Below are 20,679 nucleotides of genomic sequence, written 5' to 3' on the forward strand. Positions count from 1 at the left end.
CGATGGTTCATTCACGCGGTCCGAGGTGGGGGCCCGCAGTGGGTGAATGGACCGTTGCACCGCTCAGACGTATGCAATGGTCCATTCACACGGACCGAGGTGGCAGAAAAATGGGACGCATCGGACGCGGCTGTCCCGTAACGTCGCTGCGGTGCTACTGACCGTGACTGCAAATGCCACAACCGATTTCCCGGACGCCTCCGATATCGGGTATTTGTTGCACAAGCACCCCGATCGCGTACAGACTCGCAACCTGCCCATGGGCCAGACCACGGTGTTGTATCCCGAGGTCTCGGCAGAGCGGACAACCCTCGCAGTACTGCTCGACGCCACAGACGGCAAGAGTCCTGCCGCATCCGGGCTTGCTGTGGCGTTGTCTCGCCTGTTCAAGCAGACGCTGGCGGGCGTCTGCACCACGAAACCCGAGTTGGTCTCTGCGGCAATCGATCTGAGCGTCACGATGCCGGCCGCGCCGTCGCGCGGTGCGATAGACCTTGCGCCTCGGCTGTTCGGTCCCCTCGGATGGAATGTCGAGACCACCCCGATCGCACTGGATTCGACGCAGCCGAACTGGGGCGACTCCGAATACGTGGATCTGGTACTCACCGGCACCTTCACTCTGTCGGCAGCGCTGCGGCACCTGTACGTGCTGCTGCCAGTGCTCGACGACGCAAAGCACTACTGGGTCGGTGAGGACGAGGCAGACAAACTCGTTCGGGCCGCGGGGGATTGGCTCGGCGAGCATCCAGAGTCGTCGTTGATCGCCTCCCGATATCTGGCGCACCGGCGTGAGCTCGTCGAGTCCGCACTCGATCGTCTGGTCCCCGATGCACCAGAAGAGGTCGTCAGCCCACGGGATCCGACGTTGGCCGAGCAGCGACTACATGCTGTACTGGCCGCACTCGGTGATGCCGGTGCGAAGTCGGTCGTCGACATGGGTTGCGGAGAGGGCCGACTGTTGCGTGAATTGCTGACACACAACGCAATCGAGCGGATAGTCGGTGCCGACGTGAGTGATCGTGCGTTGGCGAAGGCACAGCGCAGGCTTCGTCTCGACGAGATGTCGGATCGGCAGCGTGGACGCATCGAACTGCTTCAGTCGTCGGCGACCTATCGAGACGTGCGGTTGCAGGGATTCGACGCGATGGTGCTCATGGAGGTCATCGAGCACATCGACCTCGAACGCCTTCCGGCGTTGGTGCGCTCGGTCTTTCGAGAGGCGCGGCCGACAATGGTCTTCGTCACCACACCGAACTCGGAATACAACGTGCTGTACCCGGGCCTCGACACCGGGGCCTTTCGGCACGTCGATCACCGCTTCGAGTTCACCCGTGCCCAATTCGAGCAGTGGGCAACGTCGGTGGCCGACGCACACGCCTACACGGTTCGCTTCGACCGCATCGGACCCGTCGACGACGTGCTCGGTAGCCCTACCCAGATCGCAATATTCACCAGAGAGGAGCAGTCCCAGTGAGTACCTTCGAGATTCCGGACCTGTCCCTCGTCGTCCTCGTCGGCATCAGTGGATCAGGGAAGTCGTCCTTCGCTGCAGACCGGTTCGGCCCGTACGAAACCGTGTCGAGTGATGCCTGTCGAGGGATGGTCAGCAACGACCCCAACCTGCAGAGCGCCACGAAGGATGCGTTCGCGCTCCTGGAATTCCTCGTCGCAACCAGGCTGCGGGCCGGTCTGCTCACCGTCGTCGACGCCACCAACGTGCAACCGGCGGCTCGAAAGGCCCTGATCGCCTTGGCTCGTGAGCACGATGTCCTTCCGGTTGCCGTCGTGCTGGACGTGCCGGAACCGGTCTGCGCACAGCGCAACGCGGACCGCAGCGACAGGACGTTCGGCCGAGACGTGCTGCGCCGCCAGCAGTCCCAGTTGCAGCGCTCGATGCGAGGGCTGTCCAAAGAAGGCTTTCGCTCGGTCCATGTCCTCGACGGCGTCGACGCGGTGGCGTCGGCGACGTTCGTTCGTACCCCGCTGCGGAGCGACCGACGGGAGCTTTCCGGGCCGTTCGATGTGATCGGCGACATTCACGGATGTCTGTCGGAGCTCGAAAGCCTGCTCACGACACTGGGTTACATACTCGAGCGCGACGCAGACGGTAAGGCAGTCGGTGCAACGCCGCCGGAGGGCCGAACTGCGGTGTTCGTCGGAGACTACGTCGATCGTGGGCCGGATTCGGTCGGCGTGCTGCGGCTCGTGATGGGGATGGTGGCAGAGGGTTCAGCACTGGCAGTTCCGGGCAACCACGAAAACAAGCTCGTCAAGGCGCTGCGCGGGCGGAAGGTCACTGCCTCACACGGTTTGGCCGAGACACTCGAGCAGCTCGACGGCGAGACCGAGGAGTTCCGCCGCGAGGTGCTCGAATTCTGTGATGGTCTCGTCGCACACCTGGTGCTCGACGGCGGAAGACTCGTCGTTGCGCACGCGGGGTTGATCGAGAAGTACCACAACCGCGCGTCGGGCCGAGTGCGCAGCTTCGCCCTGTACGGCGACACCACCGGAGAGACCGACGAATTCGGGTTGCCGGTTCGGTACCCGTGGGCTCAGGACTACCGCGGATCGGCGACTGTTCTGTACGGACACACGCCGGTGCCGGAGGTGCAGTGGGAGAACAACACTGCGTGTCTGGACACGGGGTGCGTCTTCGGCGGCAAGTTGACGGCGCTGCGGTATCCGGAGCGTGAGGTCGTCTCGGTGCCGGCGGAGCAGGTCTGGTACGAGCCGACCCGGCCGCTGGGCGGGTTCGTTCGGGAGTCGTCCTCGCTGGACCTGTCGGACGTCATCGGACCGACCGGAGTGGAGACTGCGCTGCGCGGGCGCGTGTCGATTCGGCCGGAGAATGCCGCGGGCGCACTGGAAGTGATGAGCCGGTTCGCCTTGGCTCCGCAGTGGCTGCACTACCTTCCGCCGACCATGGCACCGAGTCGTACCTCGGAACGAGAGGGTTATCTCGAGTACCCGACGGAGGCATTCGACGCGTATCGGGCGCTCGGTGCGTCGACGGTGATCTGCGAGGAGAAGCACATGGGTTCGAGGGTGGTCGTCGTGGTGTGCCGCGATGCCGACGCCGCTCGGGCGAAGTTCGACTCTCCCGACGGTGTCCTCGGCACCGCGTACACGCGGACCGGTCGGCCGGTGTTCGACGAGACCGTGACCGGGGTGCTGATCGCTGGGGTGGCCGACGCTCTGAAGGGGGCCGGCGTGTGGGATGAATTGTCCTCGCACTGGCTGGTTCTCGACTGCGAACTGATGCCGTGGTCTGCCAAGGCGGAGGGCCTGATCAAGTCCGAGTATGCGGCGCCTGCTGCCGTGTCGCGGGCGAATCTCGAGGCCGAGGAGTCGGTGCTCGCTCGGGCGGCCTCGCGTGGCCTGGCCGTGTCCGAACTGCAGGAACGGAACGTGAGTCGGCAGCGTAACCTCGCCGAGTTCACTGCTGCGTATCGGCGGTACAGCTGGCCGACGGATGGACTGGCAGGCGTCAGTCTTGCCCCGTTCCAGCTGCTGGCCTCCGACGCCGGCACGTATGCGGACCGCCCGCACGAATGGCACCTTGCACTGGCCGATCGACTGGTGGCCACTGCACCGAAGCTGTTCACGACGACGCGTCGAATCGAGGTCGATCTGTCGTCGTCGGATTCGGTTGCGGCAGGGGAGACATGGTGGGAGGAGTTGACGGCACAGGGCGGTGAGGGCATGGTCGTCAAACCGGCGGCCAACTTGCCGCGCGGAAAGATGCAGCCCGGCTTGAAGGTTCGTGGCCGGGAGTACCTGCGGCTGATCTACGGTGCGGATTACACCGACCCGAATCGACTCACTGCACTGCGTAACCGAAACGTGGGACACAAGCAGTCGATGGCTCTGCGCGAATATGCGCTCGGCATGGAGGCGTTGGACCGATCGGTGCGTGGTGAACCGTTGTATCGCATCCACCAGGCAGTGTTCGCGGTACTCGCACTGGAATCGGAGCCGGTGGACCCGCGGTTGTAGGTGCCTGCGGCAGTGGTGTAGCTATGCGCCATCTGGGGCACATATCCACACCACTGCGGCGAAGCCGCACTCAGGCCCGCGGCGACGAGAACGGAGTGATTCCAGCACCGATGGGTGCTGCGATTGCCGCACTCACCGCTATGGATGCCCAGAAGGTGGTCGAGTCCAGCATCAGACCGCCGGCGAGTCCGCAGACCGCAATCACGATGCCGCATCCGATCAGCAGTGCTGATCCGACAGCGGCGTGGAGCAGGCCGGTTCGATCGGGGGTACGACGGGCGTTGAGCCAGATCATCGTCCCGGTCGTCGCGAACACCAGGGGGACGTAGAAGTAGAGAGAACTGTCACCGAGTTTCGAGGCGACCGCGGCAATCACCAGTACCGCTCCGAATGCCACCGGGACAGAGAGGGGCATTCCGCCGGACCATCGCTCGAATCTGCTACGCGTCGATGCCGTCATGGATTCACCGTAACGTGACGTCAGGTCCGTTTGTCGATGTGCAGTTGGACGCGTGTCGCCACATTCGCGCCGCCCAGAGACCGTGCCACGAACGCAGCGCGAGACTCGGCTTCCGCAATGAAGCCGACTACGTCGAAATCGGCTGCAGCATAGACCGATACGGTGATGGTGGGCATACCTCGGTCGTCGATGGCAGTTCCCCTGGCCCGTCTGACACCAGGGAACTGCGCCAACTCCGCCGCCACGCCCGACGCGATCGCACTCAGGTCCACATGCGCCGAGAAGTGTGGCTCCTCGATGACGCTCGCCGTTCCGGTCGTGCGTGGTGAGAAGTTGCCGATCAACAACACCAGCGCCGCGACGACGGCCACCGCGACGACGATTGCCAGAGTCGGTACCCACCAACCCTGCTGCGGCAGTTCGGCAATACGAGCACGCTCGAAGCGAGAGAGCGTCTCCCGTGCCCACGGAACGTCGTAGTGCCACGCAAGTGCGAAGCCGCCACCGGCGAGGAGAGTGGCTCCCGCGATGACGGCAACGAGTCGATCCACCCCTGCGACAAAGGTTTTCACTACGACACCCGTGTCGGTTGCGACACCGAGTGCTGCACCGTCAGACGCCGCCCACCCGCGGCCACGGACAGTACCGGACCGAGGGCAGTGCGCACGGCAGCGTCGGCACTGTCCGGAGAAACAGCTCGATCTCGCTGCACCCGGACCTCGATCTTCCTGCGTGTGACGACGGTGTGCGCGTCCACGACTCCGCGGGTGGACTGTGCTGCAGCACTGCACAATCGAGCGATGTCGGTCGGTGTGGCCCAGACGGTGGGCGTCGGGCCGCCCAATCCCGAATGAGTTCTCGTCCGAGGTTTGACGCCCGCAAAGACGAAGAGTGCACCGACGACGATCGATCCGACGGCGGGAGCGATCATCCACCCCTGCCAGTGCAGTTGCGAAACCCAGTGCACGGCATCGGCAATCCATGGGCTGCCGACGATGTGTCCCTGAGCGATGAAGAATTCGCGGCCGGCTACGAACGCCACGGCGAGGAGGGCGAACCCGAACACCAGCGCCACCGGCATCGCCGCGGGACCGGCCGTGGGTGGTCGAGGTGAAACCACCGCAGCAGCAACATCATCGGCGGCAACGTCGGGCCCGCGCGCCGAACGGTCCAGCGCGGTATCCGATACCAGCACGTTCACCCGATGCACGTGCACACCGGTCATCGTCGCCAGTGCGGCCTCGACGGTGCGGTGAACCGACTCGGTCACGTCGGTGATCTGCGAGGGCCAGCGCACTCCGATGTAGAGGTTGACCGAGACGGTGTCCTCTCCGAGGGTGACGTCGGCTCGGGGAAGTTCGCGGCCGGTCAAACGCGACATGCCGCCGGTGGTGCGGGTGACCCGAGGGTCCTTCGATGCCGCCGCGATGGCCGTCCTCGACAGCGCACGGTGTTTGATCTCCAGACTTCCGCGCAGCTCGTCTCGGGCACTGTGGGGTTGCACTCCACAACTGTAGTGACGCGGTGCACCTCGGCCGGATCGGCGGCGCAATTATTCCTGGCATACTGCGGTTGTGTCGGAAATCGTTCGGGTTACCACGTCGGATATTGCCTCGGCCGAGGCGTTGCTGGAGCCGGTCATGCGCCGGACTCCGGTGGTCGCGTCACGGATTCTGTCCGACCTGACCGGTCACGAGGTGCGCCTCAAATGCGAGAACCTGCAGCGCACCGGATCGTTCAAGCCGCGCGGGGCGTACAACCGCATCGCCCGACTCGACGCCGACCAGCGAGCCCGAGGCGTGGTGGCGGCCAGCGCAGGCAACCACGCTCAAGGTGTCGCGTGGGCCGCGTCGCAGGTGGGGATCACCTCGACGGTGTTCATGCCGGTCGGAGTGTCGCTGCCCAAACTGGTCGCCACCAAGGCGTACGGCGCGACGGTTCATCTGGTGGGCAATACCGTCGACGAGGCTCTGACGTCGGCACGGGAATTCGCCGACCGTACCGGTGCCACGCTCATCCACCCGTTCGATCATCTCGATATCGTGGCCGGGCAGGCGACGCTCGGAACCGAACTGCTGCAGCAGATGCCGGACGTCGGCACCATCGTGATTCCCACCGGCGGCGGGGGACTGTTGGCGGGTGTCGCCGCAGCGGTGAAGCTGACGAGACCTGACGTCAGGGTTATCGGCGTTCAGGCCGAGGGCGCGGCCGCGTGGCCGGCGTCGTTGAAGGCAGGCCACCCGATCGCGCTGACGTCGATGTCGACGATGGCCGACGGCATCGCCGTCGGTCTCCCAGGATCGGTGCCGTTCGATCACGTGCAGGGCTGGGTCGACGACGTCGTCACCGTCAGTGAGGACGCGCTGTCCCGTGCCTTGGTGCTGTGCATCGAACGAGCGAAGCTCATCGTCGAACCGGCCGGTGCCGCTGCGGTGGCAGCGCTGATGACGCACTCGGCCGAGGAATTGGGCCTGACCGGATCGGTGTGCGCGGTGCTGTCCGGCGGAAACATCGATCCGCTGCTGCTCACACATGTCATCACCCACGGACTTCGGGCCGGCGGACGTTATCTGGCCGTGCGGGTGACGATTTCGGACAAGCCCGGCGGGCTCACCGGCGTCCTGGGGGTCGTGCGCGACGCCGGTGCGAGTGTCGTCGACGTCGTGCATTCCCGCACCGGCGGACGCCTGGGCCTCGAGGAAGTCGACGTCATGTTGACCGTCGAGACACGCGGACCCGATCACCGCGGCACGGTGCTCGACGCCCTGGGCGCAGCGGGATATGCGGTGCAGGTCGAGAACTGACGGCCGGGTTCACACAGGTCGCACTGGTACCTTGATCAGCGACCTGGACCAGGACATCGGTGGGAGAAGTTTGCATGGCACGGCTCGTCGCGATCGTTTCCGCACTGGTGGGAATCCTGCTGACGATCTCGATACCGCTGTTGCCGATCGAACAACAACAGTCGTCGTTGACCTGGCCGCAGAGCGACACCGTCGGTAATGTCGAGGCTCCGCTCGTCGGCTACACCCCGATCAGCGTCGACGCGACCGTTCCCTGTGCAGCCGCGGCCGGTCTCTCCGACGGCGGCTTGTTGCTGTCCACCTCGCCCGAGGGATCGCCCGACGCCTATCGCTACGGTCTCGTCGCTGAAGTGACCGGCGGCGAAGCGTCGCAACTGAAAGTGACGCTGCGCGATTCGGTCCTACTCGAGAAGCCGGTCTCGGAACTGAGTCCTTCGACTGCGGGCGACTGCTCGTTGACGATCACCTCCGACGCCGCCGCGACAACGGTCGGACTGACCGGTGACGACACCGTTTCCCGCGAGGGCGACGTGCGGCCTCAGCTGGTCGGAGTGTTCAGCGATCTGCAGGGCAACGTTCCCGGTCTGCAGCTGCAGGCCGAGCTGGACAGTAGGTTCTCGTCCACGCCGAGTGCGCTCAAGTGGTTCGCGATGATCGTCGGAGTGCTCGCCACGGGAATCTCGCTGGTGGCTTTGCACCGCCTCGATCTGTCCGACGGTCGTCGCGCCCGACGATTCCTGCCGCGGCGCTGGTGGAGCTTCGGGCCGGCCGACGCGGTGGTGATCGGGACGCTGCTGGTGTGGCACGTGATCGGCGCGAACACCTCCGACGACGGTTATCAGCTCGGCATGGCACGCACGGCCGATCACGCCGGGTACATGGCCAACTACTTCCGCTACTTCGGGGTGCCCGAAACACCGTTCGGCACACCGTTGTACGACATGTTCACCCTGCTCTCGCACGTGTCGACGGCCAGCGTGTGGATGCGGATCCCGACGTTGATCTGCGGCGTCGTCGTCTGGCTCGTCCTCAGTCGTGAGGTGATCCCGCGGTTCGGTGCCGCTGCTCGCGCGTCGAAGACTGCGCTGTGGACCGGCGGGCTGGTGATGCTCGCCTTCTGGCTGCCGTACAACAACGGTCTGCGCCCCGAGCCGTTCGTGGCTCTGGGAGTGCTGTTGACGTGGTGTTCGGTGGAGCGGTCCATCGCGACGCAGCGACTGCTGCCTGCGGCAGCGGCAATTCTGATCGCCGCGTTGACTGTCACGTGCGCGCCGTCGGGCTTCATCTGTTTCGCGCCGTTGATCGCCGGTGCCCGGCCGGTGATTCAGATCGTCGTCGGCCGCGCCCGCGCGTTCGGCAACACAGCATGGGGTGCACTGACACTGCTCGCCCCGCTGATCGCGTCGGGCACCGTGGTGCTGGTCTTCGCGTTCGGGAATCAGACCGTGGCCGGCATGCTCGAGATGCAGCGGGTGCACACTGCGGCCGGGCCGAGCCAGGCGTGGTTCGAGGAGTACCTGCGCTACCAGTGGCTGATGAACATGGACATCGACGGCTCGCTCGCCCGCCGATTCGGGGTGTTCGTCATGGTCGTCTCGCTCATTGCGGTGGTGATCGCGATGCTGCGCAAGGGCGGCAAGATTCCCGGCACGGCCACCGGACCCGCCCGACGCATCGTCGGCATCACCGTCGGGGCCATGGCGTTGATGATGATCACCCCCACCAAGTGGACCCATCACTTCGGTGTCTTCGCCGGGCTCGCGGCCTCGGTTGCGGTGCTCGCGGCCGTGGCAACCGGCGCAGCGGTGCTCCGTTCGCGGCGCAACCGGTTGCTGTTCGCGGCGGCGGTGTCGTTCCTGACGGCGGTCGCCTTCACCGGAACCAACGGCTACTGGTACGTCTCGGCCTGGGGAGTCCCGTTCTGGGACAAGCCGATTCTGGTGGCCGGTCTCGGTATCTCGACGATGTTCCTCGGCCTGACGGTACTGCTGTTGCTCGCCGCCGTGTGGTTCCATCTGCGTGCACCGTACGTTCGCGCCGACAAGCCGATGGCGCGATGGTGGTCGGTGCCACCGATCGCCGTGGCCGCAGGTCTGATGGTGCTGCTGGCCGTCGCATCGATGGCCAAGGGCGCGGTGGCTCAGTGGCCGTCGTACTCGGTCGCGAAATCGAACCTGTCGGCGCTGGCCGGCAACACGTGTGGACTCGCGAACGACGTGCTGCTCGAGACGAACCCCAATGCCGATGTGCTGCAACCGATCAGCGGCGACGCCTTCGCCGCGCTGGGGGCCGAGAACGACGGGTTCACCCCGGACGGGGTTGCGCGGGACCTCACCGCAGACAAGGAATCCTCGGCGTCGGGCACCTCGAACACCGTCGACACCGAGGATCAGCAACAGCCGACGTCGACCACCGGAGCCGGAACTGGGGGCAGTGCACTGCCGTACGGCCTCGACCCAGCGACCGTGCCGGTACTGGGGTCGTTCGGATCGGACACTCCCGCCACCCTGACCACCGGCTGGTACGCGCTGCCCGCCGATCCCGGTCAGCTGGTCTCCATCGCAGCGGCCGGACGCATCCGCTCGGTGAACTCCGACGGCATCGTCACCTACGGCCAGAACCTCGAACTCGAGTACGGAGTGGACGGCCGGGCGCAGGGGCGGGTGACGCCCATCGACATCGGCCCGACGCCGTCCTGGCGCAATCTGCGGGTGCCGATGGAACTGATTCCCGCCGGCAGCAACATGATTCGCTTGGCGCTGAGTGACACCGACCGCGACCCCGACCAGTGGCTTGCGGTCACCCCGCCGCGGGTGCCGCGAACGCAGACGTTGAACGAGGTGGTCGGGCGGGAGACTCCCGTGCTGCTGGACTGGGAGGTGGGCTTCAACTTCCCGTGTCAGCATCCGTTCGATCATCGCTTCGGCGTCGCCGAGGTGCCGGGGTACCGAGTGCTGCCGGACCGAAGCGGTGCCGTCATCACCAACGCGTGGCAGGACCATTTCGGCGGCGGCCCGCTCGGATGGATCGATGTCGTTGCCTCGGCCCGCACCATCCCGTCGTACCTGGACGGGGACTGGGATCGTGATTGGGGATCGATCGAGCAATACACACCGTACGACCGATCGGCTCAGCCGGCGAAGATCACAGCCACCGAGATCCAGCGGTCCGGCCTGTGGACGCCCGGTCCCATCAAGACCGGTTAATCTCTACGCGTTCGGAAGTCCTTATACCGACAGTGGAAGAAACGGGGAGAGGGCCATGGCGAACGCTATAGAAGTAGAGAACCTGGTACTTCGGTACGGGAAGAACGTTGCGCTCGACGGGATCGATTTCACGGTTCCCGAGGGCACGGTGCTCGGTGTGCTCGGCCCGAACGGCGCGGGCAAGACGACGGCGGTGCGGATCCTGGCCACTCTGCTGCAGGCAACGTCCGGTTCGGCGCGGGTGTTCGGGCTCGATGTGGCCAAGCAGGCCAACGAGGTTCGGGGGACGATCGGCCTGACGGGCCAGTTCGCAGCTGTGGACGAGTATCTGACCGGGTACGAGAATCTGGAGATGGTCGGCAGACTGTTCGGGCTGCGCAAGGCCGAGGCCAGGAAACGCGCCGATGAGCTGCTGAGCAGATTCGACCTCGAATATGCACGCGACCGCACCGCCAAGCAGTACTCGGGAGGTATGCGTCGCCGACTCGACATCGCGGCCAGTCTGATCGGCAGGCCACGGGTGGTGTTCCTCGACGAACCCACCACCGGTCTCGACCCCCGCAGCCGAATCACGATGTGGGAGTTCATCGCGGATCTCGTCCGTGACGGAACGACGATCCTGTTGACGACGCAGTACCTCGAGGAGGCGGACCGGCTCGCCGATTCGATCATCGTCCTCAACAAGGGCAAGATCATCGCGCGCGGCACCGCCGACGAGCTGAAGGCTCAAACGGGCGGCGAGCGAATCGAATTCGTACTCACGGACCGATCTCAGGCCGATCGCGCCAAGGAGATCCTGACCCCGATCGGCGTCGAGCCGCCCACCCTGGACGAACAGGTGGGACGGATCGTCATGCCGGTCAACGGTGGATCGAAGGATCTGTCCACGGCGTTGAGCCGTCTGGAAGCTGCGGGGATCGGGGTGGTCGACGTCGGTCTGCGACGACCGAACCTCGACGATGTGTTCCTGTCTCTGACCGGTCAGACCACCGGCGAGCCCGAGGCTGCGGAGGAAGAGAAATGAGCAACGTTCTCCTGGATTCGGCGATCATCACCAAGCGAAACCTGATCAAGCTCAAGCGAGTTCCCGATCTGCTGTTCTTCGCAACGCTGTCACCGATCATGTTCGTGCTGTTGTTCGCCTATGTCTTCGGCAGTGCCATCGACGTACCCGGCATCGACTACAAGAGCTTCCTGATGGGCGGCATCTTCGTTCAGACGATGATTTTCGGTGCGTCCATCACCGGATCCTCGTTGGCCGAGGATCTGCAGAAGGGCGTCATGGATCGCTTCCGGTCCCTGCCGATGGCACGATCTGCCGTCGTCATCGGCAGGACGGCGGCCGACGTCGGCAACAACGTCGTCACCATCACGATCATGTCGATCACCGGACTCATCGTGGGCTGGCGCATCACGTCGTCGTTCTTCGACGCTCTGCTCGGTTACGTGCTGTTGCTGCTGTTCGCGTACTCGATTTCCTGGGTGATGGCTCTGGTGGGACTGATCGTGCGCTCCCCGGAGATCTTCAACAACGCGTCGTTCATCGTGATCTTCCCGCTCACGTTCATCGCGAACACCTTCGTGCCGATCGACAATTTCCCGAGCGTGCTCAAGACCATCGCGGAATGGAACCCCATCTCGTCGGTGACACTGGCCGTGCGTGAGCAGTTCGGCAACACCAATCCGATGGCCCCACCGCCCGAGGTCTGGCCGTTGCAGAACCCGGTGCTGTACACGTTGATCTGGGTAGTGGTGATGCTCGTGGTGTTCGTTCCGCTGTCTGTCCGCAAGTACCAGAAGACGATGACTGCCTGAGGGGCGTCCGAAACGACAACACCCCCGGCCGCTGAGCGACCGGGGGTGTTGTTCGAGAAAAGACTCGAATCAGGTGTGGTACGGCTCTGCGCTGACCAGCGTGACCTTCATGGTCTTGCCGTTGGGCAGGGTGTACTCGCGGGTGTCGCCGACCTTCGCGTCGATGAGCGATCCACCCAGCGGGGACGCGGGGGAGTACACCTCGAGCTTGCTGTCGCGGGCACCCTCTTCGCGGGTGGCGATCAGGAAGGTCTCGGTGTCGGACTCGTCGCCGTCGTAGTAGACCTTGACGACGGATCCGGGCAGAGCCACGCCCGACTGGGTGGGCGCCTCGCCGACCTTCGCGTTGTTGAGCAGTTCCTGCAGTTGACGAATGCGTGCTTCCTGCTGGCCCTGCTCCTCGCGCGCAGCGTGGTAGCCGCCGTTCTCCTTCAGATCGCCCTCTTCGCGACGCTCGTTGATCTCGGCGGCGATGACGGGGCGATTGGAAATGAGCTGGTCGAGTTCGCTCTTGAGCCTGTCGTGTGATTCCTGGGTAAGCCAGGTCACCTGGGTCTCGGTCATCTCGATCACTCCCTCGTAGTCGGAATCTCGAGTTCGATTCCGGTTTCTAGGCGGTAGGGCACGCAACGAAGAGGGGACTCCAATGGATGGATCCCCTTGGTCGGCCCACATCCTGGAGCCGTCGACATCGTTGACGCAGGTAACCCTGCCCGCAATGCAGCAATACACGGCACCTGTGCGGCAGCCGTGTACGACCCGAGCTTACCACGAACAGGCTCTTCGCCTATCGGGCTCGTAAATACTCGGGAACATCGAGGCTGCAGCCGTACACGTCTCCGACGGCGGGTGGGGACGACGTCGTCACGTCGGTGGTGAGCTCCACCGTGGCCGAGGAGGACTCCGGCGGGATGTACACCTCGCGCCGTCCCGTCTCGGAACCGTCGCGAGAACGAGCGCGAACGATGCACACCGCCGGCTGCTCCGGGTTCTCCCGGGTGACGCTGAACCGGATCGACATCGTGCTCTCGTCGACTATGTCGAACGAGAGCTGGCTGCCTTCGACGGGCTTGACCGAGAATTTCGTGTACGCGTAGTAGGCCACGCCGAGCCCGACCAGCAGGACCAGTGCCACCAGTGCGATCTTCGTCGCACGTTTCGGAGCTCGCCGAATGCCGCTCGGACCGGAACCCGACGGGTATCTACCTGCGGGAAGTGCGTTGGTCATGTCAGCTCTCGGAGTGAAATCGGGGGTGCCGCTGGGGGCATGTCGGCGTCAGGTGGAACTATAGGGCAGGCAAGAACAAGGCGAATCCGAGGTGAGGAAGAACGTGTCCGGACTGCGGCTCATGGCAGTGCATGCCCATCCCGACGACGAGTCCAGCAAAGGTGCTGCGACCACGGCCCGCTATGCGGCCGAAGGGCACGACGTTCTGGTCGTCACGCTCACCGGCGGCGAGCGAGGGGACATCCTCAATCCGGCGATGGACATTCCGGGCGTCCACCAACGCATCCGGGAGGTTCGACGCGAGGAGATGGCCGAGGCGGCGCGCATCCTCGGGGTACAGCAGACGTGGCTCGGATTCGAGGACTCGGGACTTCCCGAGGGCGATCCGCTGCCGCCGCTGCCCGAGGGCTGCTTCGCGCTGGTGCCGTTGGAGGTGTCCACCGAGGCGCTCGTGAAGGTGGTTCGGGACTTCAAGCCCCACGTCATCACCACCTACGACGAACGCGGTGGTTACCCGCATCCCGATCACATCCGCTGCCACGAGGTCTCGATGGCCGCGTGGGACGCCGCGGGCGATCCCGAGCAGTTCCCCGATGCCGGTGAGCCGTGGACGCCACTCAAGCTCTACTACTCGCACGGTTTCCTGCGCAAGCGCATGCAGCTCTTCCACGACTGGTTCATCGACCGCGGCGAGGAGAGCCCGTTCGTCGACTGGCTGAAGCGGTGGGACGGTCAGCGCGACGAGATCATGGGTCGCATCACCACGCAGGTCGACGTTGGCAACTGGTTCGAGCAGCGCGACGACGCACTTCGAGCCCACGCGACACAGATCGATCCCAACGGAGCGTTCTTCGCGGTGCCGGTGGACGTTCAACGCAAGCTGTGGCCCACCGAGGAGTTCGAGCTCGCCCGCACCCGCGTCACCACGTCACTGCCCGAGACCGACCTGTTCGCGGGAATAGAAGAGACCGAACGATGATCGTGTCGATCCTCGCCCAGCAGCCCACGGGGCCCGAGTTCGGCAAGTCGTCGCCGATCGGTCTGGTGATCCTCGTGGCGTTGCTGGTCGGAACGGCACTGCTGATCTGGTCCATGAACAAGAAGATCAAGCGTCTGCCCGCGACATTCGCGAAAGAAGATCCCACGCTGGATCAGGCGCTCGACGAGGGCACCGATCGTGGGGGCATCACGCCGAGCCCACAACCGGACACCAGCCGTCCGAAACCCGCTGTTCCCGACGAACCCTGATGCTCGACGCGAACACGCTGGGCGAATCCACCAGTCCGTATCTGCGTCAGCACGCCGACAATCCGGTGCACTGGCAGCAGTGGGGACCGCAGGCACTGCAGTCCGCGCGTGATCGCGACGTCCCGATCCTGTTGTCCATCGGGTACTCGGCGTGCCACTGGTGTCATGTCATGGCACACGAATCGTTCGAGGACGAGGCCACCGCGGCCCTGATGAACGAGCGCTTCGTGTGTATCAAGGTCGATCGGGAAGAGCGCCCCGACCTCGATGCGGTGTACATGAACGCCACTGTCGCGATGACCGGTCAGGGCGGTTGGCCCATGACCTGCTTTCTCACACCCGAGACCGAACCGTTCTACTGCGGGACGTACTACCCACCGGCCCCGCGCCAGGGGATGCCCTCCTTCGAGCAACTGCTGACCGCAATCGCCGACACCTGGTCCACCCGGCGACAGGACGTGTTCGACGCGTCCGCGGCCATCGTCACCGAACTGCGCAAACAGAGTGCCGGAATTCCGGCCGGCGGACGACCGATGGACGCGGATTTTCTCGCCGCGTCCGTCGCGGCGGTCTGCGCCGACGAGGACACCACCTACGGCGGCTTCGGCCGGGCACCGAAGTTTCCACCGGGTGCACTGCTGGAGGGTCTGCTCCGGCACTACGAGCGCACCGGCAACGGTGAGGTTCGCGACGTCGTTCTGAGGACCGCGTCGGCGATGGCGCGCGGGGGAATATACGACCAACTCGGCGGCGGTTTCGCGCGTTACTCCGTCGATGCCGAGTGGATCGTCCCGCACTTCGAGAAGATGCTCTACGACAATGCGCTGCTGCTGCGGTTCTACGCGCACGCCGCCCGGGTCGACGACGATCCTCTGATTCGTCGGGTGGCGTCGGATACCGCAGAATTCCTGCTCGGTGAATTGCGCACGGACAACGGCTGTTTCGCGTCGGCGCTCGATGCCGACACCGAAGGAGTCGAGGGTCTGACCTACGTGTGGACGCCCGAGCAGCTCGTCGACACCCTCGGCTTCGAGGACGGAGTGTGGGCTGCAGGCCTGTTCGCAGTGAACTCCGCCGGCACGTTCGAGGCCGGTATGTCGGTGCTGCAGCTCCCCGCCGAGCCGGAGGACTACGACCGGTTCGCCCGCATACGGGACGCGTTGTCGGCGGCTCGTGCGTCGCGGCCGCAACCCGGTCGAGACGACAAGGTGGTCACCGCATGGAACGCACTGGCCATCACCGCGTTGGCCGAGGCCGGAAGCGGAGCGAACGAACCGACCTGGGTCGACGCGGCCGTCGAATGCGGCGAGCAACTGTTCGCCACGCATGTCGAATCGGGACGCGTCCGGCGTGCGTCCCTCGGTAGCGCGGTGGGTGAGGCCACCGGAGTGCTCGAGGACTACGCCTGCCTCGCCGTCGCCGCTGCCACCCTGTTCCAGGCCACCGGCGACGCGGTCTGGACCCAACGGATGACGACGATCCTCGACGCTGCGATCGAGCACTTCACCGATCCCGACGACGCCGGCAGCTGGTTCGACACCGCCGACGATGCCGAGGCCCTGGTGACCCGGCCGCGGGATCCGATCGACGGCGCGACTCCGTCGGGAGCGTCGACGATGGCGGAGGCGCTGCTCACCGCCGCCACACTCGTCGATCACGAGTCGTCCGCACGGTACGCCGAACTGGCCGCCGCGTCGCTCGCTCGGGCGGCCGTCATCCTCGAACGCGCCCCGAGATCGGGTGGGCACTGGCTGGCCGTGGCCGAGGCGGCAGTGCGCGGCCCGATTCAGGTCGCCGTGTCGCTCGCGCCAGGTGGTGAGTTGCTCGCCGCCGCGCGGTCGCTCGCACCCGGGGGTTCCGTGGTGGTCGCAGGCTCAGCCGATTCGTCTGCACTGCTGACGGGCCGACCGCCCGTCGATGGGCTGGAAACGGCGTACGTGTGTCGCGGATTCGTCTGCGACCGCCCTGTGACGTCGGTCGAGGATCTGGCGGTCGCTCTGCGGAAGTGACGTCGCCGACGTGGTGTTCCGAGTCCTTCCGACGCGCCGTCAGAACAGGACGAGCCACACTGCCACGAGGTGGCAGATAGCCGCCAACACCGTTGCTGCGTGGAAGAATTCGTGATGGCCGAATGTCGTGGGCCATGGATTCGGCCACTTGGTCGCGTAGAGGATCGCCCCGACGCTGTAGAAGATGCCGCCGACCAGTAACAACAGGAACGGTGCAAAGCCGACGTGCTCGATCAGCGTGGGAGCAACCGGCACGATGGCCCAGCCGAGAACGAGGTACAGCGGTACCCCGACCCAGCGGGGAGCGGTGGGCCACAGCATCTTCAGAGCCACCCCGCAGATCGCTCCGATCCACACGACGATCAACAGAGTTCGTCCGGTCGCGGCAGGTAGGCCCAGTACGGCGAACGGGGTGTAGCTACCGGCGATGAACAGAAAGATCATGGAGTGGTCGGCGCGTTTCATCCAGATCTGCGACGCGGTGGTCTTCCAGTGCACGCGGTGATAGGTGGCGCTGACGCCGAACACACCGCACACGGTGATCGAATAGATTCCCGTCGCGAGGCCTGCGCTGACCGACACCAGGCTGAACGCCATGGTGACGAGGGTGATCGCGCACACCACTGCGACGCCGAAGGCGTACAGGTGAATCCAGCCACGCATGCGTGGTTTGACGGGTATCTCGTCCAGTCCGAACATCGTCATGAAAGATGACCTCCCGTTCCGCCCTAGTGAACCTACGCAACCGTAGGTTCGGACGCTACTGTACCGGCCGCCCGCTCGAAGACGTCGGCGTAAGGTGATCCTCCGTGGTGATGAGAGCAGCGGTGACGAAGTAGTGGTGATCATTCCGCAGAAGGTGCGCGGCGTTCTCTACAACGTGTACGAGCGGCGTCTGTTGAGTCAGCTCGAGGGTGTGCAGCACCCGCGGCACGTCGCGGTGATGTGCGACGGCAACCGGCGGTGGGCACGGGAGAACGGGTTCACCGATGTCGCGCACGGCCACCGCATGGGGGCGCTCAAGATCGCCGAGATGCTCGGCTGGTGCGACGCTGCCGGAATCGAGATGGCCACCATCTATCTGCTCTCGACCGAGAACCTCCGACGGGACGCCGACGAACTCGATTCGCTGCTCGACATCATCACCGACGTCGTCGAGGAGATCTGCGGACCCGAGATGAACTGGGGCGTCAAACTCGTCGGCACTCTCGATCTGCTGCCTGCATCTACCTCACGCCGGCTCAAAGAGGCGGCTGCGCGCACCGAGGGCCGAACCGGAACGCACGTCAATGTCGCCGTCGGATACGGCGGGCGTCAGGAAATCGCCGACGCCGTGCAGTCGCTGGTCACCGAGAAAATCGCCGAGGGCATCACCGGGGACGAGTTGGTGGCCTCCATCAACGTCGACGGTATCGACAGTCACCTGTACACCTCGGGCCAGCCCGATCCCGATCTGGTCATCCGCACCTCGGGAGAGCAACGCCTGTCCGGTTTCCTGCTGTGGCAGAGCGCGTACTCGGAGATCTGGTTCACCGAGGCCTATTGGCCCGAATTCCGTCGCGTCGACTTCCTGCGCGCCCTGCGAGACTTCGCCGCACGGCACCGCCGGTTCGGTATCTGACCTGCTGTCTACAACTTTCGCAGGCGCAGCCGGTTGATCGCATGGTCGTTGTCCTTGCGCAGCACCATGGTTGCGCGGGGTCGCGTGGGCAGGATGTTCTCCACGAGGTTCGGCAGGTTGATCGAATGCCACAGGTCCTCGGCCGCGATCTGCGCGTGATCGTCGGACAGTCCTGCGTAGTGATGGAAATGCGAGGACGGATCGGTGAACGAGGTCTTGCGTAGCGCCAGGAATCGTTTGACGTACCAACTCTCGATGTCCTCGATCCGAGCGTCGACGTAGATCGAGAAATCGAACAGATCCGAGACCATCAGCCGCGGTCCGGTCTGTAATACGTTGAGTCCCTCCACGATCAGGATGTCGGGCTGGCGGACCATGTGGTACTGGCCCTTGACGATGTCGTACGAGACATGCGAATAGACCGGGGCGCCCACTTCTTCGGTTCCGGACTTGACCTCGGTGACGAACCTGAGCAGCTTGCGCCGGTCGTAGCTCTCGGGAAAGCCTTTGCGGTGCAATATCCCTCGGCGCATGAGCTCGGCCGTCGGATACAGGAAGCCGTCCGTGGTGACGAGGTCCACTCGCGGATGGTGATCCCACCGGGCCAGGAGTGCTTGCAGCACACGGGCAGTGGTGGATTTGCCGACCGCGACGCTTCCCGCGACGCCGATGACGAACGGTACCTGTCGATCGGGATGTTTCTCACCGAGGAACGTTGCCGTCGCCGCGAACAACCGCTGACGCGCGGCCACCTGGAGATGAATCAGTCGGGCGAGCGGCAGATAGACCTCGGCCACCTCGTCCAGATCGATCTGCTCACCGAGACCGCGCAGACCGACCAGTTCTTCCTCGGTGAGTACCAACGGTGTGGATTGACGCAGCGTGCGCCACTGCACACGGTCGAACTCGACGTACGGACTGGACTCGCTCACGCACGCCACCTGAGCATCGGAGCTGCTGAGGATTCGGCGGTGCTCCTGTCGGGCGCGAGTCGCATGGTTCCAGATTGTGCTCGGTGCCTGTCCACCGCGCACGGGCGGGGTCGTTCGCCGTACTAGGGTTCGGATATGGATGCTGCTTCCCTGGTTCGCGAATACCTGTTGCTGGGCCTGAGTTTCGACCGACTCGAAGACGGTTTCGTCGACGCGTACACCGGTGATCCCGAGTTGCGTCGAATCACCGAGAACGCCCCCGCGCCGGAGCCTCGTGAGCTGATCCGCCGAGCGCAGACACTGCGCGCCGAGCTCGGCAACGTCGAACTGACAGCGGAACGCCGGACGTTTCTCGACGTCCACCTGCGGGCGTTGGAATGCTCCGCGCGCAAGTTCGCAGGCGAGAACATCGGCTTCGTCGACGAGGTCCACGCCTACTTCGACGTTCGAATCGCACCGGGGGATCAGGACCAGTACCTGCAGGCGCATCGCAAGATGGACGAGGTGCTCCCCGGACCCGGCTCGCTGAGCGAACGGTTGATCGCCCACCGCCGCTCCGACATCATTCCAGCGGATCGACTGCAGGACTGCGTCGAGGCCTTTTCGTCCGCGCTACGCGACCGGGTGCGCGCCGAATACTCGTTGCCCGAGAACGAGAAGGTGACGTACGAGGTAGTCGGCGACAAGCCGTGGTCGGGATTCAACTACTACCTGGGCAACTTTCAGTCCACCGTCGCGATCAACTCCGACATCGAACAGCAGATGGCCAATCTGCCGCACCTGATTGCGCACGAGTCGTATCCAGGCCACCACACCGAGCACTGTCGCAAGGAGACGGGGCTCGTCGGCGCAGGGCAGCTCGAGCAGACGTTGTTCGTCGTCAACACTCCGCAGTGCCTGATGGCAGAGGGGCTGGCCGATCACGCTCTCGGGGCGATCGTCGGCGAAGGCTGGGGTGCGTGGGCGCAGGAAATCTACGCCGACCTCGGACTGCGATTCGACGGCGACAAGGCCGAGCGACTCTCGGCTGCGTCGAGCCAGCTGCTGGGAGTCCGCCAGGACGCCGCGCTGTTGCTGCACGATCAGCACAAGAGCGAGGACGATGTGGCCGCCTACCTGGAACGATGGTCGCTGGCCTCGCCGCAGCGCGCACGGCACAGTCTGCGCTTTCTGTCCTCGCCGCTGTGGCGGGCGTACATCAGTACCTACGTCGAGGGCTACAAGCTTCTCGCCGGCTGGTTGGACCAGGGTGAGACCGCCAGTGAGCGGGCACAGCTGTTCGGCAGACTGCTCGACGAGCCACTGACACCGGGCGCAGTACGCGTCTCGTAAACTGGCCTGGCCCCCTTACTCTGCTGTC

Annotated in this window: 18 protein-coding genes; 11 read left to right on the forward strand and 7 right to left on the reverse strand. The window is 64.9% G+C overall.

Going from position 1 to position 20,679, the window contains the following annotated elements; genetic code table 11:
- Nucleotides 1-163: 163 nt before the first annotated feature.
- Together QM588_RS15385 and QM588_RS15390 are read left to right on the forward strand one after the other, a co-directional pair.
- Complete coding sequence (locus tag QM588_RS15385) at nucleotides 164-1,474, forward strand: 3' terminal RNA ribose 2'-O-methyltransferase Hen1 (protein WP_283314499.1); 1,311 nt, start codon at nucleotides 164-166, stop codon at nucleotides 1,472-1,474.
- Nucleotides 1,471-3,996 (forward strand): polynucleotide kinase-phosphatase, encoded by a 2,526-nt coding sequence (locus QM588_RS15390; RefSeq protein ID WP_283314500.1) that lies wholly within the window; start codon nucleotides 1,471-1,473, stop codon nucleotides 3,994-3,996. Before QM588_RS15385 ends, QM588_RS15390 begins: the two co-directional genes overlap by 4 nt.
- Nucleotides 3,997-4,066: 70 nt before the next feature.
- Here QM588_RS15390 and QM588_RS15395 read toward each other — a convergent pair whose 3' ends face one another.
- The 3 genes from QM588_RS15395 to QM588_RS15405 are packed head-to-tail and all read right to left on the reverse strand — an operon-like array spanning nucleotide 4,067 to nucleotide 5,960.
- Nucleotides 4,067-4,456 (reverse strand): hypothetical protein, encoded by a 390-nt coding sequence (locus QM588_RS15395; RefSeq protein WP_283314502.1) that lies wholly within the window; start codon nucleotides 4,454-4,456, stop codon nucleotides 4,067-4,069.
- Between the two features lie 20 nt (nucleotides 4,457-4,476).
- Nucleotides 4,477-5,028: a hypothetical protein gene (locus QM588_RS15400; protein ID WP_094692769.1), complete on the reverse strand. Its 552-nt coding sequence runs from the start codon at nucleotides 5,026-5,028 to the stop codon at nucleotides 4,477-4,479.
- The gene (locus QM588_RS15405) at nucleotides 5,028-5,960 is read right to left on the reverse strand and encodes a DUF6286 domain-containing Asp23/Gls24 family envelope stress response protein (protein WP_283314504.1); all 933 of its coding nucleotides are present in this window, start codon (nucleotides 5,958-5,960) and stop codon (nucleotides 5,028-5,030) included. Before QM588_RS15405 ends, QM588_RS15400 begins: the two co-directional genes overlap by 1 nt.
- Nucleotides 5,961-6,096: 136 nt before the next feature.
- Here QM588_RS15405 and ilvA point away from each other — a divergent pair, with 136 nt between their 5' ends.
- The 4 genes from ilvA to QM588_RS15425 all read left to right on the forward strand — a co-directional run bounded on the left by ilvA (nucleotide 6,097) and on the right by QM588_RS15425 (nucleotide 12,281).
- A complete protein-coding gene (gene ilvA, locus QM588_RS15410) occupies nucleotides 6,097-7,260 on the forward strand; it encodes a threonine ammonia-lyase (RefSeq protein ID WP_217900928.1) in 1,164 nt (387 codons plus the stop codon).
- Nucleotides 7,261-7,334: 74 nt separating this feature from the next.
- Complete coding sequence (locus tag QM588_RS15415; protein WP_283314505.1) at nucleotides 7,335-10,466, forward strand: arabinosyltransferase domain-containing protein; 3,132 nt, start codon at nucleotides 7,335-7,337, stop codon at nucleotides 10,464-10,466.
- Nucleotides 10,467-10,521: 55 nt separating this feature from the next.
- Nucleotides 10,522-11,490 (forward strand): daunorubicin resistance protein DrrA family ABC transporter ATP-binding protein, encoded by a 969-nt coding sequence (locus QM588_RS15420; RefSeq protein WP_027498152.1) that lies wholly within the window; start codon nucleotides 10,522-10,524, stop codon nucleotides 11,488-11,490.
- Nucleotides 11,487-12,281, forward strand: coding sequence for an ABC transporter permease (locus tag QM588_RS15425; protein WP_027498151.1), 795 nt, complete (start codon nucleotides 11,487-11,489; stop codon nucleotides 12,279-12,281). The genes QM588_RS15420 and QM588_RS15425 overlap by 4 nt, the downstream gene beginning before the upstream one ends.
- Before the next feature lie 69 nt (nucleotides 12,282-12,350).
- On the opposite strand, the gene greA is transcribed toward QM588_RS15425, so the two are convergent.
- Both greA and QM588_RS15435 read right to left on the reverse strand, forming a co-directional pair.
- On the reverse strand, nucleotides 12,351-12,845 hold the full coding sequence (gene greA, locus QM588_RS15430; RefSeq protein WP_027498150.1) for a transcription elongation factor GreA: 495 nt from the start codon (nucleotides 12,843-12,845) through the stop codon (nucleotides 12,351-12,353).
- A 223-nt stretch (nucleotides 12,846-13,068) separates the two neighbouring features.
- The gene (locus QM588_RS15435) at nucleotides 13,069-13,509 is read right to left on the reverse strand and encodes a DUF4307 domain-containing protein (RefSeq protein WP_283314509.1); all 441 of its coding nucleotides are present in this window, start codon (nucleotides 13,507-13,509) and stop codon (nucleotides 13,069-13,071) included.
- Nucleotides 13,510-13,612: 103 nt separating this feature from the next.
- On the opposite strand from QM588_RS15435, the gene mca reads away from it, so the two are divergent.
- From mca to QM588_RS15450, 3 genes are read left to right on the forward strand one after another with little or no spacing between them, the layout of a single operon-like run.
- Nucleotides 13,613-14,488: a mycothiol conjugate amidase Mca gene (mca, locus tag QM588_RS15440; protein WP_283314829.1), complete on the forward strand. Its 876-nt coding sequence runs from the start codon at nucleotides 13,613-13,615 to the stop codon at nucleotides 14,486-14,488.
- Nucleotides 14,485-14,757: a hypothetical protein gene (locus QM588_RS15445; protein ID WP_283314511.1), complete on the forward strand. Its 273-nt coding sequence runs from the start codon at nucleotides 14,485-14,487 to the stop codon at nucleotides 14,755-14,757. The genes mca and QM588_RS15445 overlap by 4 nt, the downstream gene beginning before the upstream one ends.
- The gene (locus QM588_RS15450) at nucleotides 14,757-16,766 is read left to right on the forward strand and encodes a thioredoxin domain-containing protein (RefSeq protein WP_283314512.1); all 2,010 of its coding nucleotides are present in this window, start codon (nucleotides 14,757-14,759) and stop codon (nucleotides 16,764-16,766) included. The genes QM588_RS15445 and QM588_RS15450 overlap by 1 nt, the downstream gene beginning before the upstream one ends.
- A 39-nt stretch (nucleotides 16,767-16,805) precedes the next feature.
- Here the strand turns inward: QM588_RS15450 and trhA are convergent, their stop codons facing one another.
- A complete protein-coding gene (trhA, locus tag QM588_RS15455; RefSeq protein WP_032369683.1) occupies nucleotides 16,806-17,471 on the reverse strand; it encodes a PAQR family membrane homeostasis protein TrhA in 666 nt (221 codons plus the stop codon).
- 133 nt (nucleotides 17,472-17,604) lie between these two features.
- On the opposite strand from trhA, the gene QM588_RS15460 reads away from it, so the two are divergent.
- Nucleotides 17,605-18,387, forward strand: a complete 783-nt coding sequence (locus QM588_RS15460; protein WP_027498144.1) for an isoprenyl transferase — start codon at nucleotides 17,605-17,607, stop codon at nucleotides 18,385-18,387.
- A gap of 8 nt (nucleotides 18,388-18,395) precedes the next feature.
- Here QM588_RS15460 and coaA read toward each other — a convergent pair whose 3' ends face one another.
- Complete coding sequence (gene coaA, locus QM588_RS15465) at nucleotides 18,396-19,328, reverse strand: type I pantothenate kinase (RefSeq protein ID WP_027498143.1); 933 nt, start codon at nucleotides 19,326-19,328, stop codon at nucleotides 18,396-18,398.
- A 126-nt stretch (nucleotides 19,329-19,454) separates the two neighbouring features.
- On the opposite strand from coaA, the gene QM588_RS15470 reads away from it, so the two are divergent.
- Nucleotides 19,455-20,651, forward strand: coding sequence for a DUF885 domain-containing protein (locus QM588_RS15470; protein WP_283314513.1), 1,197 nt, complete (start codon nucleotides 19,455-19,457; stop codon nucleotides 20,649-20,651).
- Nucleotides 20,652-20,679: the final 28 nt, after the last annotated feature.

It is taken from the genome of Rhodococcus sp. IEGM 1354 (genome assembly GCF_030056855.1).
Taxonomy (GTDB): Bacteria; Actinomycetota; Actinomycetes; order Mycobacteriales; family Mycobacteriaceae; genus Rhodococcoides.

Excerpts from the sequence above, each read along its gene's own strand:
- QM588_RS15435 (WP_283314509.1), bottom strand. The coding sequence starts at position 13,509 with ATGACCAACGCACTTCCCGCAGGTAGATACCCGTCGGGTTCCGGTCCG.
- QM588_RS15395 (WP_283314502.1), bottom strand. The coding sequence starts at position 4,456 with ATGACGGCATCGACGCGTAGCAGATTCGAGCGATGGTCCGGCGGAATG.
- greA (WP_027498150.1), bottom strand. The coding sequence starts at position 12,845 with ATGACCGAGACCCAGGTGACCTGGCTTACCCAGGAATCACACGACAGG.
- trhA (WP_032369683.1), bottom strand. The coding sequence starts at position 17,471 with ATGACGATGTTCGGACTGGACGAGATACCCGTCAAACCACGCATGCGT.
- QM588_RS15425 (WP_027498151.1), top strand. The coding sequence starts at position 11,487 with ATGAGCAACGTTCTCCTGGATTCGGCGATCATCACCAAGCGAAACCTG.
- ilvA (WP_217900928.1), top strand. The coding sequence starts at position 6,097 with ATGCGCCGGACTCCGGTGGTCGCGTCACGGATTCTGTCCGACCTGACC.
- QM588_RS15445 (WP_283314511.1), top strand. The coding sequence starts at position 14,485 with ATGATCGTGTCGATCCTCGCCCAGCAGCCCACGGGGCCCGAGTTCGGC.
- QM588_RS15450 (WP_283314512.1), top strand. The coding sequence starts at position 14,757 with ATGCTCGACGCGAACACGCTGGGCGAATCCACCAGTCCGTATCTGCGT.
- QM588_RS15420 (WP_027498152.1), top strand. The coding sequence starts at position 10,522 with ATGGCGAACGCTATAGAAGTAGAGAACCTGGTACTTCGGTACGGGAAG.
- QM588_RS15415 (WP_283314505.1), top strand. The coding sequence starts at position 7,335 with ATGGCACGGCTCGTCGCGATCGTTTCCGCACTGGTGGGAATCCTGCTG.
- QM588_RS15470 (WP_283314513.1), top strand. The coding sequence starts at position 19,455 with ATGGATGCTGCTTCCCTGGTTCGCGAATACCTGTTGCTGGGCCTGAGT.